At 72.2% G+C, this 17,115-nt stretch carries 15 protein-coding genes; 7 read left to right on the forward strand and 8 right to left on the reverse strand.

What is annotated here, in order from left to right; translation table 11 throughout:
* Nucleotides 1–2: 2 nt before the first annotated feature.
* Entirely contained in the window at nucleotides 3–707 is a 705-nt protein-coding gene (gene fabG / locus ACIBA9_RS12320; protein ID WP_362165109.1) for a 3-oxoacyl-[acyl-carrier-protein] reductase, read from the reverse strand.
* Nucleotides 708–956: 249 nt separating this feature from the next.
* Here fabG and ACIBA9_RS12325 point away from each other — a divergent pair, with 249 nt between their 5' ends.
* The 3 genes from ACIBA9_RS12325 to tyrS are packed head-to-tail and all read left to right on the forward strand — an operon-like array spanning nucleotide 957 to nucleotide 5,229.
* On the forward strand, nucleotides 957–2,513 hold the full coding sequence (locus ACIBA9_RS12325) for a TldD/PmbA family protein (RefSeq protein ID WP_399362165.1): 1,557 nt from the start codon (nucleotides 957–959) through the stop codon (nucleotides 2,511–2,513).
* Nucleotides 2,510–3,904 carry a metallopeptidase TldD-related protein gene (locus ACIBA9_RS12330; protein ID WP_399362167.1) on the forward strand — a complete coding sequence of 465 codons (1,395 nt, stop codon included), beginning with the start codon at nucleotides 2,510–2,512 and terminating at the stop codon, nucleotides 3,902–3,904. Before ACIBA9_RS12325 ends, ACIBA9_RS12330 begins: the two co-directional genes overlap by 4 nt.
* Nucleotides 3,905–3,960: 56 nt before the next feature.
* A complete protein-coding gene (tyrS, locus tag ACIBA9_RS12335) occupies nucleotides 3,961–5,229 on the forward strand; it encodes a tyrosine--tRNA ligase (protein WP_399362169.1) in 1,269 nt (422 codons plus the stop codon).
* Nucleotides 5,230–5,379: 150 nt separating this feature from the next.
* Here tyrS and ACIBA9_RS12340 read toward each other — a convergent pair whose 3' ends face one another.
* Nucleotides 5,380–5,661, reverse strand: a complete 282-nt coding sequence (locus tag ACIBA9_RS12340) for a GlsB/YeaQ/YmgE family stress response membrane protein (RefSeq protein ID WP_399362171.1) — start codon at nucleotides 5,659–5,661, stop codon at nucleotides 5,380–5,382.
* 259 nt (nucleotides 5,662–5,920) lie between these two features.
* On the opposite strand from ACIBA9_RS12340, the gene ACIBA9_RS12345 reads away from it, so the two are divergent.
* The gene (locus ACIBA9_RS12345) at nucleotides 5,921–6,283 is read left to right on the forward strand and encodes a DUF3099 domain-containing protein (RefSeq protein WP_399362173.1); all 363 of its coding nucleotides are present in this window, start codon (nucleotides 5,921–5,923) and stop codon (nucleotides 6,281–6,283) included.
* 244 nt (nucleotides 6,284–6,527) lie between these two features.
* Nucleotides 6,528–6,746, forward strand: coding sequence for a hypothetical protein (locus tag ACIBA9_RS12350; RefSeq protein WP_399362175.1), 219 nt, complete (start codon nucleotides 6,528–6,530; stop codon nucleotides 6,744–6,746).
* Here ACIBA9_RS12350 and moaA read toward each other — a convergent pair.
* From moaA to ACIBA9_RS12365, 3 genes are all read right to left on the reverse strand, one after another.
* Nucleotides 6,743–7,732 (reverse strand): GTP 3',8-cyclase MoaA, encoded by a 990-nt coding sequence (gene moaA / locus ACIBA9_RS12355; RefSeq protein ID WP_399362177.1) that lies wholly within the window; start codon nucleotides 7,730–7,732, stop codon nucleotides 6,743–6,745. The two genes, ACIBA9_RS12350 and moaA, sit on opposite strands and share 4 nt — an antisense overlap.
* Before the next feature lie 193 nt (nucleotides 7,733–7,925).
* Nucleotides 7,926–9,551, reverse strand: a complete 1,626-nt coding sequence (locus tag ACIBA9_RS12360) for a cation acetate symporter (protein ID WP_399362179.1) — start codon at nucleotides 9,549–9,551, stop codon at nucleotides 7,926–7,928.
* Nucleotides 9,548–9,904: a DUF485 domain-containing protein gene (locus ACIBA9_RS12365; RefSeq protein ID WP_399362180.1), complete on the reverse strand. Its 357-nt coding sequence runs from the start codon at nucleotides 9,902–9,904 to the stop codon at nucleotides 9,548–9,550. The genes ACIBA9_RS12360 and ACIBA9_RS12365 overlap by 4 nt, the downstream gene beginning before the upstream one ends.
* Nucleotides 9,905–10,187: 283 nt before the next feature.
* Between ACIBA9_RS12365 and ACIBA9_RS12370 the strand changes: the two genes are divergently transcribed.
* Nucleotides 10,188–11,714, forward strand: a complete 1,527-nt coding sequence (locus ACIBA9_RS12370) for a S8 family peptidase (protein WP_399362182.1) — start codon at nucleotides 10,188–10,190, stop codon at nucleotides 11,712–11,714.
* A 46-nt stretch (nucleotides 11,715–11,760) separates the two neighbouring features.
* A complete protein-coding gene (locus tag ACIBA9_RS12375; RefSeq protein WP_399362184.1) occupies nucleotides 11,761–13,140 on the forward strand; it encodes a CoA transferase in 1,380 nt (459 codons plus the stop codon).
* Nucleotides 13,141–13,168: 28 nt separating this feature from the next.
* On the opposite strand, the gene ACIBA9_RS12380 is transcribed toward ACIBA9_RS12375, so the two are convergent.
* From ACIBA9_RS12380 to ACIBA9_RS12390, 3 genes are all read right to left on the reverse strand, one after another.
* Nucleotides 13,169–14,218, reverse strand: coding sequence for a zinc-dependent alcohol dehydrogenase family protein (locus ACIBA9_RS12380; protein ID WP_399362186.1), 1,050 nt, complete (start codon nucleotides 14,216–14,218; stop codon nucleotides 13,169–13,171).
* 371 nt (nucleotides 14,219–14,589) lie between these two features.
* Entirely contained in the window at nucleotides 14,590–15,828 is a 1,239-nt protein-coding gene (locus ACIBA9_RS12385) for an amidohydrolase family protein (RefSeq protein ID WP_399362188.1), read from the reverse strand.
* The gene (locus tag ACIBA9_RS12390) at nucleotides 15,821–17,113 is read right to left on the reverse strand and encodes an amidohydrolase family protein (RefSeq protein ID WP_399362190.1); all 1,293 of its coding nucleotides are present in this window, start codon (nucleotides 17,111–17,113) and stop codon (nucleotides 15,821–15,823) included. The genes ACIBA9_RS12385 and ACIBA9_RS12390 overlap by 8 nt, the downstream gene beginning before the upstream one ends.
* Between the last annotated feature and the right edge of the window lie 2 nt (nucleotides 17,114–17,115).

Genomic DNA, 17,115 nt, shown 5'->3' on the forward strand with positions numbered 1-17,115 from the left:
GATCAGTGACCCATTCCCAGTCCGCCGTCAACAGGAATGACGGCTCCAGTGATGTACGAGGCGTCGTCAGAGGCGAGGAACCGCACCGCCGCGGCGACCTCCTCCGGCTGCGCGTACCGGCCGAGCGGCACCTGCGACACGATGTTCCCGCGCTGCTCGTCGGTGAGCGCCTTGGTCATGTCGGTGTCGACGAAGCCGGGCGCGACGACGTTGAAGGTGAGGTTGCGCGAGCCCAGCTCACGGGCGAGGGAGCGCGCGAAGCCGACCAGGGCGGCCTTGGAGGCGGCGTAGTTCGCCTGTCCCGCGGAGCCGAGCAGGCCGACCACCGACGAGATGAGGATGACGCGGCCCTTCTTGGCCCGCAGCATGCCGCGGTTGGCGCGCTTGACGACGCGGAAGGTGCCCGTGAGGTTGGTGTCGATGACCGAGGTGAAGTCCTCCTCGGACATGCGCATCAGGAGCTGGTCCTTGGTGACACCGGCGTTGGCGATCAGGACCTCGACCGGGCCGTGCTGGTCCTCGATCTCCTTGTAGGCCTGCTCCACCTGCTCCGGGTCGGTGATGTCGCACTTGACGGCGAGGAAGCCGGCCGGCGGCTCACCCGAGCGGTACGTGATCGCGACCTTGTCGCCGGCGTCGGCGAACGCGCGGGCGATGGCGAGGCCGATGCCCCGGTTGCCTCCGGTGACGAGAACCGAGCGGCTCAACGGATCACCCTTTCGATTGCGGTCTGATGCGGTCGGACGACCCGCCCGAACAGCAGGGTGACAGGCGGGTTCATCGAAAACCTATCGGTCGAGCCGCTGCCGCGGGCAATCGGGCACCGACAGTGGCGCGGGAGCGTCGCTGTCGGGTCCCTACAGAAAGGGCCCGGTCCGGCAGGGAAAGGTGTGGTCCGCCGGGCCGCTCCCGCGACATGATCGGACGCTACAGGCCACGACAGCAGGGAGACCTCGGTGCCTCATTCCATCGACGAAGCCTTCACGGCGCTTCCCCTACGGGCCCTCGCCGACGCCGCGCTCGCCCGCGCGCGTGCGCTGGGGGCCGAGCACGCGGACTTCCGGTTCGAGCGGGTGCGCAGCGCGTCCTGGCGGCTCAGGGACGCCAGGCCCGCCGGGTCGTCGGACACCACCGACCTCGGGTACGCGGTGCGGGTCGTGCACGACGGTGCGTGGGGCTTCGCGTCCGGGGTGGATCTGACCATGGACGCCGCCGCGCGGGTCGCCTCGCAGGCGGTGGCGATGGCCAAGCTGTCCGCCCAGGTGATCAAGGCGGCCGGGTCGGACGTGGGGGCGTCTCCCACGCCCTTCGGGCAGTGGGGGAGGGTGGAGCTGGCCGACGAGCCGGTGCACGCCGACCGGACGTGGGTCTCGTCGTACGAGATCGACCCGTTCTCGGTGCCGGACGAGGAGAAGTCGGCGCTGCTGGCGGACTGGAGCGCCCGGCTGCTGGCCGCGAACGGCGTCGACCACGTGGACGCCTCGCTGCTCACGGTGCACGAGAACAAGTTCTACGCGGACACCGCCGGGACCGTGACGACCCAGCAGCGGGTGCGGCTGCATCCGCAACTGACGGCCGTGTCGGTGGACGGGTCCAGCGGCGAGTTCGACTCGATGCGCACCATCGCGCCACCGGTCGGCCGCGGCTGGGAGTACCTGCAGGGGACCGGCTGGGACTGGGACGGCGAACTGGAGCGGATCCCGGAGCTGCTGGCCGAGAAGATGCGCGCGCCGAGCGTGGAGCCGGGCCTGTACGACCTGGTGGTCGACCCGTCCAATCTGTGGCTGACCATCCACGAGTCGATCGGCCACGCCACCGAGCTGGACCGCGCCCTCGGCTACGAGGCCGCCTACGCCGGCACCTCCTTCGCCACCTTCGACCAGCTGGGCAGGTTGCGCTACGGCTCGGAGCGGATGAACGTCACCGGCGACCGCACCGCCGAGCACGGCCTGGCCACCATCGGCTACGACGACGAGGGCGTCCAGGCGCAGTCCTGGGACCTGGTGAAGGACGGCACGCTGGTGGGCTACCAGCTGGACCGGCGGATCGCCCGGCTGACCGGGTTCGAGCGGTCCAACGGGTGCGCGTACGCCGACTCCCCCGGGCACGTGCCGGTGCAGCGGATGGCCAACGTCTCGCTGCTGCCGGATCCGGCGGGGCTGTCCACGGAGGACCTGATCGGCGGGGTCGACCGGGGGATCTACGTGGTCGGCGACCGGTCCTGGTCGATCGACATGCAGCGCTACAACTTCCAGTTCACCGGGCAGCGCTTCTTCCGGATCGAGAACGGGCGGATCACCGGCCAGCTGAAGGACGTCGCCTACCAGGCGACGACCACCGACTTCTGGGGGTCCATGGCGGCCGTGGGCGGTCCCCAGACCTATGTCCTGGGCGGCGCGTTCAACTGCGGCAAGGCCCAGCCCGGGCAGGTCGCCGCCGTCTCACACGGATGCCCCTCGGCCCTGTTCAAGGGCGTCAACATCCTCAACACCACGCAGGAGGCCGGTCGATGAGCGCCCGCACCAACAAGCCGCACGAGGTCGTCGAGCAGGCCCTCGCGCTGTCCCGGGCCGACGGCTGTGTCGTCATCGCCGACGAGCACTCCACCGCCAACCTGCGCTGGGCCCGCAACGCGCTCACCACGAACGGCGTGACCCGCGGCCGTACCCTCACCGTGATCGCGACCGTGGACGGCAAGGAGGGCACCGCCTCCGGTGTCGTCTCGCGCTCCGCGGTCACCGCCGACGAGCTGGAGCCGCTGGTGCGGGCCGCCGAGGCGGCCGCGCGCGGGGCCGGCCCCGCCGAGGACGCGCGGCCCCTGGTCTCCGGTGTGCCGCGGTCCCCGGACTTCACGGACGCGCCCGCCGAGACCTCCTCGGCGGTGTTCGCCGACTTCGCCCCGGCGCTCGGCGATTCGTTCGCCCGCGCGCGTGCGGGCGAACGGGAGCTGTACGGGTTCGCCAACCACGAACTGGTCTCGACCTATCTGGGCACGTCCACGGGGCTGCGGCTGCGCCACGACCAGCCGACCGGGACGCTGGAGCTGAACGCCAAGTCCCCGGACGGTACGCGCTCGGCGTGGGCCGGCCGCTCCACGCGGGACTTCAAGGACGTCGATCCGGGGGCGCTCGACGCCGAGCTGGCCGTACGGCTGGGCTGGGCCGAGCGGCGCGTGGAGCTGCCCGCGGGACGGTACGAGACGCTGCTCCCGCCGACCGCGGTCGCCGACCTGCTGATCTACCAGCTGTGGTCGGCCTCGGGCCGGGACGCGGCCGAGGGGCGGACGGTCTTCTCCCGGCCGGGCGGGGGCACGCGGGTCGGCGACAGGCTCACCGAGCTGCCGCTGACCCTGCGCAGCGACCCGAACGAGCCCGGTCTGGAGTGCTCGCCCTTCGTGATCGCGCACTCCTCGGGCGGCGACCAGTCGGTCTTCGACAACGGACTGCCGGCCCGGCCCACCGACTGGATGGGCGAGGGCGTGCTCAAGCACCTGACGACCACCCGGCACAGCGCGGACCTGACCGGACTGCCGGTCGCGCCGGCGCTCGGCAATCTGATCCTGGACGGCGGGGACGACCGCTCCCTGGAGGAGATGGTCGCGGACACCCGGCGCGGGCTGCTGCTGACCTGCCTGTGGTACATCCGCGAGGTGGACCCCGCGACGCTGCTGCTCACGGGGCTGACCCGGGACGGCGTCTATCTGGTAGAGGACGGCGAGGTGACCGGCCAGGTGAACAACTTCCGGTTCAACGAGTCGCCGGTGGATCTGCTGGGCCGCGCCACGCAGGCCGGGCGGACCGAGAAGACGCTGCCGCGGGAATGGAGCGACTGGTTCACCCGGGCCGCGATGCCCGCGCTGCGGGTCCCCGATTTCAATATGAGCTCTGTCAGTCAGGGCGTATAACCTCGTAGTCGGCTGTCACCCGACTGCCCCATGATCTTCGAGGAGACACGAGAACCGTGACGGACATCGTCGACGAGCTGAAGTGGCGCGGGCTGCTGGCCCTCTCCACTGACGAGGACGCATTGCGCAAGGCGTTCGCGGACGGTCCCGTCACGTTCTATTGCGGTTTCGACCCGACCGCGCCGTCCCTGCACATCGGGCACCTGGTGCAGGTGCTCACCGTGCGCCGGCTCCAGCGGGCCGGCCACCGGCCGCTGGCGCTGGTGGGCGGCGCCACGGGCCTGATCGGCGACCCGCGCCCGACCGCCGAGCGCACGCTGAACGACCCGGAGACGGTGGCCGGCTGGGTGGACAAGCTGCGCTCCCAGATCGAGCCGTTCCTCTCCTTCGAGGGCGAGAACGCGGCCGTCATGGTCAACAACCTCGACTGGACCGCGAACCTCTCCGCGATCGAGTTCCTCCGGGACATCGGCAAGCACTTCCGCGTCAACAAGATGCTGACGAAGGACTCCGTGGCCCGTCGCCTGGAGTCCGACCAGGGCATCAGCTACACCGAGTTCAGCTACCAGATCCTTCAGGGCATGGACTTCCTGCAGCTGTTCCGGCGGTACGGCTGCACGCTCCAGCAGGGTGGCAGCGACCAGTGGGGCAACCTCACGGCCGGGCTCGACCTGATCCACCGGCTGGAGCCGGGCGCCTCGGTGCACGCCCTGGCCACGCCGCTGATGACCAAGGCGGACGGCACCAAGTTCGGCAAGACCGAGGGCGGCGCCGTCTGGCTCGACCCGGAGATGACGACGCCGTACGCGTTCTACCAGTTCTGGCTGAACGTGGACGACCGCGACGTCTCCCGGTACCTGCGGATCCTTTCCTTCAGGTCCCGCGAGAAGCTGGAGGAGCTGGAGCGGCAGACCGAGGAGCGTCCGCAGGCCCGGGCGGCGCAGCGCGCGCTCGCCGAGGAGCTGACGACGCTGGTGCACGGCGCCGGGCAGACGGCCGCGGTGATCGCCGCGTCCAAGGCGCTGTTCGGTCAGGGCGAGCTGGCGGAGCTGGACGGCGGGACGCTGGCGGCGGCGCTGTCCGAGGTGCCGCACATCCAGGTCACCGAGCTGAAGCCGGTGGTCGACCTGTTCGCCGAGGTCGGGCTCGTGGCCAGCAAGTCCGCCGCGCGGCGGACGGTGAAGGAGGGCGGTGCCTACGTGAACAACGTGAAGGTCGCCGCCGAGGATGCCGTCCCGGCCAAGGACGACCTGCTGGACGGGCGGTGGCTGGTGCTGCGTCGGGGCAAGAAGAACCTGGCCGCGGTGGAGGTCGTGTCCGGCTAGCGGCTCGGGGGCGTGGGCTTCGCCGCGGTCGGCCGGTCGCGGTACGGCGGTCGGTACGGCCGGTACGTCGTGGCTCGTCGCGCGGTTGCCCGCGTCCCTCCCCCGCGCCCCTGTGCCCATGCCCCACCGCCCGCGCCCCGCGCGGGAAGCTCAGGCCCGCTGGTACTTCCTCTTGCCCAGCGTCGCCATGTAGAGGGCGTCCACCGCGGCGACGATGATGATCGCGGCCACGAGCTGGAAGATGTGCCGGCTCCAGTCGATGCCGCGGGTGGCCCCTACCCCGACCGCGCGGGCGATGGCGTTGCCCACGATGGCGCCGAGCATGCCGCAGATGGTGGTCAGCCACAGGGGGCTGTGCTGCTTGCCCGGAATGATCGCCTTGGCGATCAGGCCCAGCACGAACCCCACGATGATCGCCCACAACCAGCCCATGGCTGCCTCCTCTTACGGCTCTACGTGAGCATTACGGTCAGTCTGGGTCGGGCCGCCACACGGCGCATGTCGGGTTCCCCCGTACGCGCGGCTGGACGGCGTCGTGCCAGGCAGCGGGCGTACCGGTCCGGCGCCCCGGTCTCGTGGCCGGCGAAGGCCCGGCGTACCGTGGGAGGTGTCCCGGCCCGGTTCCCCGCAGGGCGTGGACAGCGGTGCGGGCCGGCGGGAGAGTCCGATGCGGGCGGATGGTGAGAGTGTGATGCGGAAGCAGCACGGCGGCGTCCAGGTGTTCCGGATCACCGGTGCCCGGTCCGGGCTCGCCGAAGACGTACGGGGCCGACAACGGCGGTACGTCATCTCGATGACGATCCGTACCCTGTCGGTGATCCTCGCGGTGACCTTGTGGAACGTCGAACGGTACGTCGCGATCGTGGCGCTGGTGGCGGGTGCGCTCCTGCCCTATATCGCCGTGGTCGTCGCGAACGCCGGCCGGGAGCGGCCGCAGTCCCTGCCCTCGACGTTCGTCACCGTGCCGACGCGCCCGATGATCATGCCGCCCCGGGCCGAGGACGAACCGGCGGACTCCGGGCCGAAGGACGTGCCGACGAACCCGGCGGCATGACCGGGCGCCCGCGCCGGAAGCGGAATGCGACCGCGCGCCCAGGCTCAAGAAATGCTCAGATCAATCATGCAGTTCCAGTGCCGGGCGACGGGCGACCCGTGACATACTTCGTACGCGCTCCGCATCCCCCGTCGGAGCGACAGACCGACGCCGGGCAGCTCCCCCCGTGGCTGCTCGGCGTCGCCTTGTTCGCGACCGTTTCCGAGAGACGAACGCGAGACGAACCTGTGAGTGGCGAGAATCCGTGAGTGACGAGACCCCGATCTGCTCCGCCAAGGGCTGCCGCGCCGCCGCCGAGTGGGTGCTGGCCTGGAACAACCCGAAGATCCACCAGCCGGAGCGGCGCAAGACCTGGCTGGCCTGCGAGGAGCATCGCGAGTATCTGTCGCGGTTCCTCGGGGTGCGGGGCTTCCTGAAGGACGTGGTGGCGTTCGCGGACTGGCGGGAACGGGAAGCGTCCTAGCCGCCGATCGCCGACATGGGCCGGTCCGGCTGCACGAACGACGGATCGTCCAGGCCGGCGCCCGCCTTCTTGCCCCACATCGCCAGCCGCCAGATCCGGGCGATCTCCTCGTCGGGGGCGCCCGAGCGCAGGGCGGCGCGCAGGTCGGTCTCCTCGGTGGCGAACAGACAGGTCCGTATCTGACCGTCGGCGGTCAGCCGGGTGCGGTCGCAGGCCGCGCAGAACGGGCGGGTGACCGAGGCGATCACGCCGACCCGGTGCGGGCCGCCGTCCACCACCCAGCGCTCCGCCGGAGCCGACCCGCGCTCGTCCGCGCCCTCGGCGGTGAGGTCGAAGCGGGTGCGCAGGGAGGCGAGGATGTCGCCCGCGGTGACCATGCCCTCGCGCTTCCAGCCGTGCTGGGCGTCCAACGGCATCTGCTCGATGAACCGCAGCTCGTAGTCGTGCTCGACGGCCCAGGCGAGCAGGTCGGGGGCCTCGTCCTCGTTCAGGCCCGGCATCAGGACCGTGTTGACCTTGACCGGGGTGAGCCCCGCCTCGCGGGCGGCCTGGAGGCCGTCGAGGACGTCCTGGTGGCGGTCGCGGCGGGTGAGGGTCTTGAAGACGTCGGGGCGCAGGGTGTCGAGGGAGACGTTGACCCGGTCCAGGCCCGCCGCCTTCAGGGCGGTCGCCGTGCGCTTGAGGCCGATGCCGTTCGTCGTCAGGGACATCCGGGGGCGCGGGCCGAGGGCGGCGACGCGCTCGACGATACCGACCAGCCCGGGGCGGAGCAGGGGCTCGCCGCCGGTGAACCGGACTTCCTCGACGCCGAGCACGCGCACCGCGATGTCGATGAGGCGGACGATCTCGTCGTCGGTGAGCAGGTCGGGCTTCGCCAGCCACTGCAGGCCTTCCTCGGGCATGCAGTAGGTGCAGCGCAGATTGCACCGGTCGGTCAGCGAGACCCTCAGGTCGGTGGCGACTCGGCCATAGGTGTCGATGAGCACGGGGCCCCCTCCCTCTCCGGTACACACGTCGCGGGCTCCGGTGGTTCGTCCACCGGTGTGTCCTGCGTCATCTGCGAGCCTACGTGACACCACCGACATAGACAGCGGCCCGATCCCACGAGGTGCGCCACGGCCGCGTCGTAGGACCGTACAGTCCCGGGCGACGCGGCCGTCCGTAGGAAGCTGGAAGAGGTCAGTGTGCTCCGGTGCCGGTCAGGGACCGCACCTCCAGTTCCGCGTACTTGCCGGCGTCCGGGGTCTCCTTCGACAGCAGGGTGCCCAGAACGCCGAGCAGGAACCCGACCGGGATGGAGATGATCCCGGGGTTCTCCAGCGGGAACCAGTGGAAGTCGACCTCGGGGAACATCGAGGTGGGCCCGCCGGAGACCACCGGGGAGAACAGGACCAGGCCGACGGCGGTGACCAGGCCGCCGTAGATCGACCACAGGGCGCCCGAGGTGGTGAACCGCTTCCAGAACAGGCTGTAGAGGATGGTCGGCAGGTTGGCGGAGGCCGCGACCGCGAAGGCGAGGGCCACGAGACCGGCCACGTTGAGGTCGCGGGCGAGGGCGCCGAGGACGATGGAGACCGCGCCGATGCCGACGGTCGCCCAGCGGGCGGCGCCCAGCTCCTGCTTCTCGGTGGCCTGTCCCCTCTTGATGACGTTCGCGTAGATGTCGTGCGCGAAGGAGGAGGACGAGGCCAGGGTGAGGCCGGCGACGACCGCGAGGATCGTGGCGAAGGCCACGGCCGAGATGGTGGCGAGCAGCACGGCGCCCCAGTTGGAGTCCACTCCCCCGAGATGGAGGGCGAGGAGCGGGGCGGCGGTGTTGCCCGCCTTGTTGGAGGCGATGATCTCGTCCGGTTTGATCAGCGCGGCGGCGCCGAACCCGAGGGCGAGGGTCATCAGATAGAAGGCGCCGATCAGGCCGATCGCCCAGAGCACGGACTTACGGGCGGCCTTGGCGGTGGGCACGGTGTAGAAGCGGATGAGGATGTGCGGAAGGCCCGCGGTGCCGAGCACCAGGGCAATGCCGAGCGAGAGGAAGTCGAGTTTCGTGGTGCCCGTGGCGCCGTACTTCAGGCCGGGCTCCAGGAACGCCGAGCCCTTTCCGCTGTTGTCGGCGGCCCTGCCGAGGAGTTCCGAGACGTTGAAGTCGAACTTGACCAGGACCATGAAGGTCAGCAGCAGGGCGCCGATGATCAGCAGCACCGCCTTGACCATCTGAACCCAGGTGGTGCCCTTCATGCCGCCGATGGTGACGTACACGATCATCAGGACGCCGACCAGGGCGACGATGCCGATCTTGCCGCCGTCGCTGGTGATGCCCAGCAGCAGGGAGACGAGGACACCGGCGCCGGCCATCTGGGCCAGCAGGTAGAAGATCGAGACGACGATCGTGGAGACGCCGGCGGCCGTGCGGACGGGCCGCTGACGCATCCGGTAGGCCAGCACGTCACCCATGGTGTAGCGGCCGGAGTTGCGCAGCGGTTCGGCGACCAGGAGGAGGGCGACGAGCCAGGCGACGAGGAAGCCGATGGAGTACAGGAAGCCGTCGTAGCCGAACAGGGCGATGGCGCCGGCGATGCCGAGGAAGGACGCGGCGGACATGTAGTCGCCGGAGACGGCGAGGCCGTTCTGGAAGCCGGTGAACTGACGTCCGCCGGCGTAGAAGTCGGCGGCGTCCTTCGTCTGGCGACCCGCCCAGACGGTGATGACGAGTGTCGCGGCGACGAACACCGCGAACAGCGTGATGATCAGCGTGCGGTGCTGGCTCGCCTCGCCGGCGGCCAGCAGGGTGTGCTGTGCGGGGCTCATGCTCCGCCCTCCATCCGGGACTTGATGGCCTCGGCCTCGGGGTCGAGCCTGGCCGCGGCGTGCCGCGCGTACCACCAGGCGATGAGGAAGGTGGTGAGGAACTGTGCGAGGCCCAGGACGAGGGCCATGTTGACGTTGCCCGCGACCTTGGTGCCCATGAAGCCGCCCGCGTAGTTGGACAGCAGGACGTAGAGCAGGTACCAGGCGATGAAGCCGACGGTCAGCGGGAAGACGAAGGTGCGGTGGGAGCGGCGCAGTGCAGCGAACTCCGCGCCGTGCTGCACCTCGATGAACTCGTCGGTGGAGGGAAGCGGGGGCCCCGGTGTGACGGGGGGTGGTGTGTCGGTGGCCACGGAGTCTCCTCGGGTGACGGGCATGCGCGTTTCTGGCCTCGCGGAGCAGGAATCCCGTGACCGGAGTCGGAGCCGGGTCCGGTACGTGATTCCGGGGAGGCCACGATCCTGCTGGGCCCCCTGTCCACGGTCACGGCGCCACGCTCGGGGCGGTTCAAGTCCGGCGTGCTCTTTCGCGGACGGGGCGCGGCAGATAGCTTCACCCTGCACCACTTGCCATGTACCTGCCCGAGCGCTACCCGTGTCTCGGGCGGTTCCGTATCCGGATTGATGTGGAGATCCCATGGTTCGACTGCGCCCCAGACGCCGGCTCGCGCTCGCCGTACCGGTCGTGCTGTCGCTGACCGCCTCGCTCGGTTTCCTGCCGGCGGCGGCCTCGGCGACCCCCGCCACGGCGACCGGGGCGGCGCGGGCGGCGGCCGATGGACCGAACCTCTCGTACGTGGTGAACACCCGGACGGACCACCGCACGATCAGGTCCGTCCAGCGGGAGATCACGCGTGCGGGCGCCACGATCGTGACCAGTTACGACCGGATCGGTGTGATCGTCGTCCACTCGGCCGACCCGGACTTCGCCACGCGCATCCGCGCCGTCCGCGGAGTCGACTCGGCCGGAGCCACCCGCCACGCGCCGCTGCCCGCCCAGTCCACCACCGACGTGGGTACGCCGAAGGTCCTGAGCGCCGCGCAGGTCGCCGGTGCCCGGGCGGCCGACGGCCAGGACCCGCTGGAACCGCTGCAGTGGGACCTGCCCGCCATCAAGGCGGACAAGGCGCACGAGAAGACCCTGGGCAGCCGGCGGGTGACGGTCGCGGTCATCGACACCGGCGTGGACGACACCCACCCGGACATCGCGCCCAACTTCGACCGCGCGGCCTCCGCCAACTGTGTGTCGGGCAAGCCGGACACGACGGACGGGGCCTGGCGGCCGAGCGCCTCGGAGAGCCCGCACGGCACGCACGTGGCGGGCGAGATCGCCGCCGCGAAGAACGGCGTGGGTGTCACGGGTGTGGCGCCGGGTGTGAAGGTGGCGGGCATCAAGGTCGCCAACCCGGACGGGTTCTTCTACACCGAGGCCGTGGTCTGCGGCTTTGTGTGGGCCGCCGAGCACCACGTCGACGTGACCAACAACAGCTACTACACGGACCCGTGGTACTTCAACTGCACCGACGACCCGGACCAGCGGGCGCTCGTGGACGCCATCACCCGGGCCTCGCGGTACGCGGAGAAGAAGGGCACGGTCAACGTCGCCGCGGCGGGCAACGAGAGCTACGACCTCGCGTCCCACTCCATCACCGACCCGGTCTCCCCCAATGACGGCACCCCGTCGGACCGGGTGATCGACCCGCACAAGTGCTACGACATCCCGACCCAGCTGCCGGGTGTGGTCACGGTCGCGTCCACCGGCGCCAAGGGCCTGAAGTCGTCCTTCTCCAACTACGGCCTCGGGGTGATCGACATCGCCGCGCCCGGTGGTGACTCGACGGCCTACCAGAAGCCGCAGCCACCGGCGACCAGCGGTCTCATCCTGGGCCCGCTGCCGGGCGGCAAGTGGGGCTACATGGCCGGTACGTCGATGGCGACCCCGCATGTGGTGGGCGTTGCCGCATTGATCAAGTCAACCCATCCGCACGCCTCCGCCGCCCTGGTGAAGGCACTGCTGTACGCGGAGGCCGACGCCACGCCGTGCACGGACCCCTATGACATCGACGGTGACGGCAAGGTCGACGCCGTGTGCGAGGGGTCCAAGAACCACAACGGCTTCTACGGCTGGGGTACGGCGGACGCACTGGCCGCGGTGACCAGGTAGCCGCCAGCCCAATAGGTTGATTGCATCAATACTGCATAGTGCAGTCATGACTGCTGTCAACTACGCGTGGTCCGCCGTGGGCGGCGACCCCGCTCATCTCGCCCGGCTCACCTCCGTGGTGCGGGAGGGCGCGCTCCGGGCGCGTCTTCCCGTCCGGGAGCTGGCAAGGGCCTGTGTCGGCGCGTGCGCGCTGGCGGCCGCGGAACTGGCGGGCCGCCGAGCCGGGCTGGACCCGGTCCCCGCTGTCCGGCTCGACGACGCGGCGGTCGCCGCCGCCTTCCACAGCGAGCGGCTGCTGCGCATCGACGGGCGCGCGCCGGTCGCCTTCGCACCGCTGTCCCGGTTCTGGCGGACCGCCGACGGCTGGGTGCGCACCCACGCCAACTATCCGCACCACCGGGCCCGGTTGCTCGACGCGCTGGGCCTGCCGGCGGAGTCCTCGGTGCCGGAGGTGGCCGCGCGGTTCGCCGCGCTGACGGCCCTGGAGGCGGAGGAGAGCGTCTACGGCGCCGGCGGCCTCGCCGTCGCCCTGCGCACCCCGGCACGCTGGCGGGCGCACGAGCAGGCCGCCGAGGTGGCCGCCCGGCCGCTGGTCGAGCGCGAGCTGCTGGACGGGGTCCGCGCGAGCGGGCTCGCGCCGCTGGACGCCGACGCCGCCGCGCTGCTGCCCGCCGCCGGAGTGCGCGTCCTCGATCTGACCCGGGTGCTGGCCGGCCCGGTGGCCACGCGCACCCTCGCCCTGCTCGGCGCCGACGTGCTGCGCCTGGACGCCCCGTGGCTGCCCGAACTGCCCGACCAGCACGCCGACACGGGCTTCGGCAAACGCTCGGCGACCCTCGACCTCACCGCCGGCCGGGACCGGTTCGAGGAGCTGCTGCGCTCGGCGGACGTCGTGGTCACCGGCTACCGGCCGGGCGCCCTCGACCGGTTCGGGCTCTCTCCCGGCGCACTGTCGGCGCGGCGGCCGGGCCTGATCGTGGCGCAGGTCTCGGCGTGGGGCGGCTACGGGCCCTGGGGCGGCCGGCGCGGTTTCGACAGCCTGGTGCAGGTCGCGACCGGCATCGCGGTGACCGAGGGCTCGGCCGGGGAGCCGGGCGCGCTGCCGGCCCAGGCCCTGGACCACGGCAGCGGGTATCTGCTGGCGGCGGCCGTGCTGCGGGCGCTGACCGAGCGGTCGTACGACGGACGCGGGCGCGGCGTTCGGCTGGCGCTCGCCCGGACCGCGCACTGGCTGACGGAAGGGATCCGGCCGGAACCGGACGCGGGGGCGCCGTACGAGGGCCCGGACGCCCGGCTGGCGGAGACGGACGGTCCCCTGGGCCGGCTGCGGTACGCGCTGCCGCCCGTGTCCTTCACGGGCGGCCCCGCGCACTGGTCACGGCCGCCGGAGCCCTGGGGCTCGTCCCCGGCCCGCTGGAGTGCCTGATCCGCCGTCGGCCCGCGGCCCCGGCCGGTCAACGGTGGTTGGTGACCATCACCTTGAGGGCGGTGCGCTCGTCCATCGCCTTGTAGCCGTCGGGTACACCCTCGATGCCGACGGTCATGTCGAACACCGGCGAGGGGTCGATCGTGCCGTCCAGGACGTCGGGCAGCAGGTCGGGGATGTAGGCGCGGACCGGGGCCACCCCGCCGCGCAGGGCGATGTTCCGGTCGAACATGACACCGAGGTCCAGGCCGGTGCCGCTGCCGTGCGGCACGCCCACGAAGCCGATCGCGCCGCCGTCCCGGGTGATGTCGACGGCCGTCCGCATCGACTGCTCGGTGCCGACCGCCTCGACGACGGCGTGCGCGCCCTGGCCGCGGGTGAGTGCGCGGACGGCCTCGACGGCCGCGTCGCCGCGCTCGGCGACCACGTCGGTGGCGCCGAAGCGGCGGGCGATGTCGGTGCGGGCCTCGTGCCGGCCCAGCGCGATGATCCGCTCGGCGCCCAGCCGCTTGGCGGCCAGCACCGCGCACAGCCCGACGGCGCCGTCGCCGACCACGGCGACCGTGGCGCCGGGGCGGACGCCCGCGCCGAGGGCGGCGTGGTGTCCGGTGCCGAGGACGTCGGAGAGGGTCAGCAGCGCGGACAGCAGATGGTCGTCGGAGGCGGCGTCCTTGGGCAGCGTGACGAGGGTGCCGTCGGCGAACGGCACACGCACCGCCTCGCCCTGGCCGCCGTCGTAGCCGACCGAGCCCCAGAAGCCGCCGTGCTCGCAGGAGGTCGTCAGGCCCTCGCGGCAGTAGTCGCAGACGCCGTCGGACCACATGAAGGGGGCGACCACCAGGTCACCGCGCCGGACGGCGGACACCTCGGAGCCGGTCTCCTCGACGATGCCGAGGAACTCGTGGCCGATGCGCTGTCCCGGCTGCCGGGCCGCCTCGCCGCGGTACGCCCACAGGTCGCTGCCGCATATGCAGGCGCGCAGCACCCGCACCACGGCGTCGGTGGGCAGCTGCACCATGGGCTCGGGGACGTCCTCCACGCGCATGTCGAACGGGGCGTGGATGGTGGTGGCGCGCATGGCGAGGATCCTTCTCGTGCGGGGCGTGCGGGGTGTCGTGCGATGCGCTCGGGGGGTGGTCGAGCGCGCACTTCACGGTACGCCGTGGCCGCGCCGGGAGGCGCGCCGAGGTGCCTTCCAGGTGCTCGCGCACCGGTGCCGCGAGCCGGGGCGGGGGGCCCCCCGGCGGGGGGGGCCCCCCCCCCCCCCCCCCCGCCCCCCACCCCCCCGCCCCCCCCCCCGGGGGGCCCCCCGGGGGGGGCCGCCGGGCGGGGGCGGGCGGGGGGGGGGGGGGGGCGGGCCGGGCGGGGGGGGGGGGGCCGGGCCCCCGCGGGGGGGGGGGGGGGGGGCCCGCCGGGGGGGGGGGGCCCCCCCCCGCCGGCCTCCCGTTCTCACCACACCCGCAGTGACGCCCCCGGGGCGAACGCCGGGCTGGTCGCGGCGGCGGGTGGTGTGGTCAGGGGGGTGGCGACCTCTTCCACGGTGGGGCCCACCTTCGCCGCGACGGTGTCCAGGAGGCCGAGGTCGAAGCCGTAGACGCGGGCCGCGTTGCCGCCGAGCATGGCCGCGGCCTCCGCGCGCGGGACGTCGGCGTAGGCGAGACGCAAAGCTTCCCGGGTGTAGGGGAAGGTGCCCTCGTCGTGCGGGTAGTCGCTACCCCACATGATCTTGTCGACGCCGATGGCCTCTCGCAGCGGAACCTCGTGGGGACGCATGAAACTGGCGCCGACGAAGCAGTTCTCGCGCCACACCTCGGAGGGCGGCGCGCCCATGCCGGCCGCCAGACCGGCACCGAAGCGGGCCTCCGCGGTGGCGGCGCCGGACGGCTGCCCGGCGGCCGCAACGAGCCGGCCGTGGTAGTAGTCGAGCATGCCCAGTACCCCGGGGATCCAGCCGGAGCCCTGCTCGGTCAGGACCAGGGTGAGGTCCGGGTGCCGACGGAAGGCACCGCCGAAGACCAGGTGCCACAGGGCCCGGTGGGAGAACCAGGTCGTCTCCACCATGAACACCGCGCGGGCGGCCGGTTCCTCGCCGAGCGGCGGTGAGGCGGAGCCGGCGTGGTGGTTGAGGGGGACGCCGAGTTCGGCGCAGGCGGCCCAGATCGGGTCGTAGGTCCGCGAGTACAGCTCGGGCAGGCCGGATCCGGGCGGGGTGCCGGGCAGCATCAGACCGCCCTTGAGGCCTGCCGAGGCGGCCCAGCGGATCTCCTTGACGGCCTCCTCGACGTCGCCCAGGAGGATCTGGAAGACGCCCGCCCGGCGGCCCGGCGCGGCGGCGCAGAAGTCGGCGAGCCAGCGGTTGTGGGCGCGCAGGCCCGCCCAGCGGCGCCGGAACTCCTCGGCGTTCGGCGGCGGGGCCATGAGCGAGCCGGACGGGAAGAACGGCGGGATGGTGTTGGGGAAGATCACCTCGGCGACGATCCCGTCCGCCTCCAGCTCCGCCAGGCGCCGCCCGGAGTTCCAGTTCCGGTCGGCGCAGTCGGCGAGGAGGTCCTCGTGCGGATTGACGTAGGTGGCCGCCCACAGGTCGAAGTCGTCGTGGTGGCGCTTGTCGAGGTAGGGCTTGTAGTCGAGCAGGTCCGCGCCGGCGTGGCAGTCGGCGGAGATCACGGTGTAGCGGTCGTCACTCATCGGTCCTCACCCCCAGTACCGGGAAGTCCTCGCCGGTCAGCCAGTGCCGGCCGGTCTCGCGCGAGCGGGCCCAGGACGCCTCCACCGCCGTCTGGTCGGCCGGCTGGCCGAGATCGGCGGGGGTCGGCCCGATGCGGCGGGCCACGGGCGCCAGTGCGGCGGTGTCGAAGCCGAAGGCGTCGGCCGCCGCGAGGCCCAGCATGCGGCGGGTCTCGGCGACGGGGATGTCGTGGAAGGTGCGGCGCAGCCACGCGCGCGTGTCGGGCCAGGTGCCCTCGGGGTGCGGGAAGTCGCTGCCCCACAGGATGTTGTCGACGCCGATCTCGTAGCGCTGGGCCAGTTCGCGCCGTTTGGTGTTGGTGGCGCAGATGAAGACCTGCCGGTCCAGGTACTCGTGCGGCGGGCGCCTCAGCTCCGCGAAGGGCGAGAGCTTCTTGCCGCCGTGCGCGCCGAGGTAGAGGCGGTCCATGAACCACAGCAGGTTCGGCAGCCACCAACAGCCCGACTCGGCGATGCCGAAGCGCAGCCCCGGGTGGCGTTCGAAGACGCCGGACCACAGCAGGAACCACAGCGGCCGGGCCGGCCACCAGGTGACCTCACTGACGTAGATGCCGAGGTGGTCGCCGTACTCGTGGCGCGGGGCGGCACCGGAGTGGGTGAGCACCGGCATCGCGTACTCGGCGGCGGCCGCCCACACCGGGTCGTAACGGCGGTCGTGGTAGGGCGCCTGACCGGCCCACATGGCCGGGATCAGCAGGGCGCCGAGGCCGGACTCCCGGGCCCGGTGGATCTCGGCGACCACCCGGTCGACCGGTGCGGTGACCGGCAGCAGCGCGACGCCGCAGTGCCGTTCGGGGTGGGCCGAGACGAAGTCGGCGAGCCAGCGGTTGTGCGCCTGGGCGCCGGCCATGCCCAGTTCGGGGTCCTGGTCGCCGGAGAGGCCGAGGCCCACGCCGAAGGGGGCGGCGGTGCTGCTGTCGACCGCGTCGGCGTCCGGGAAGACGACCTCGGCGGCCACGCCGTCGCCGTCCAGCTCCTTCAGGCGCCGCGCGCTGTCCCAGCCGCCGCGCAGGCCCTCCTCGTGGTCGTGGAACCAGCGGTCGGCGAACGCCTCGTTGCGGACGCCGAGCCGGGTCATCTCCTCGCGGCGCCGGTCGCGGCCCGCGAGGAACGCGTCGAAGTCGCGGTGGAAGCGGGAGGCGAGGTAGGGCCGGTAGCGCTCGGTGGGCAGTCCTGCGTGGCAGTCGGAGGAGATGATCAGGTAGGGGTCGTCCTGTGGGCTCACCG

It is taken from the genome of Streptomyces sp. NPDC051452, assembly GCF_044454765.1.
In the GTDB taxonomy this organism is placed as follows: Bacteria; Actinomycetota; Actinomycetes; order Streptomycetales; family Streptomycetaceae; genus Streptomyces.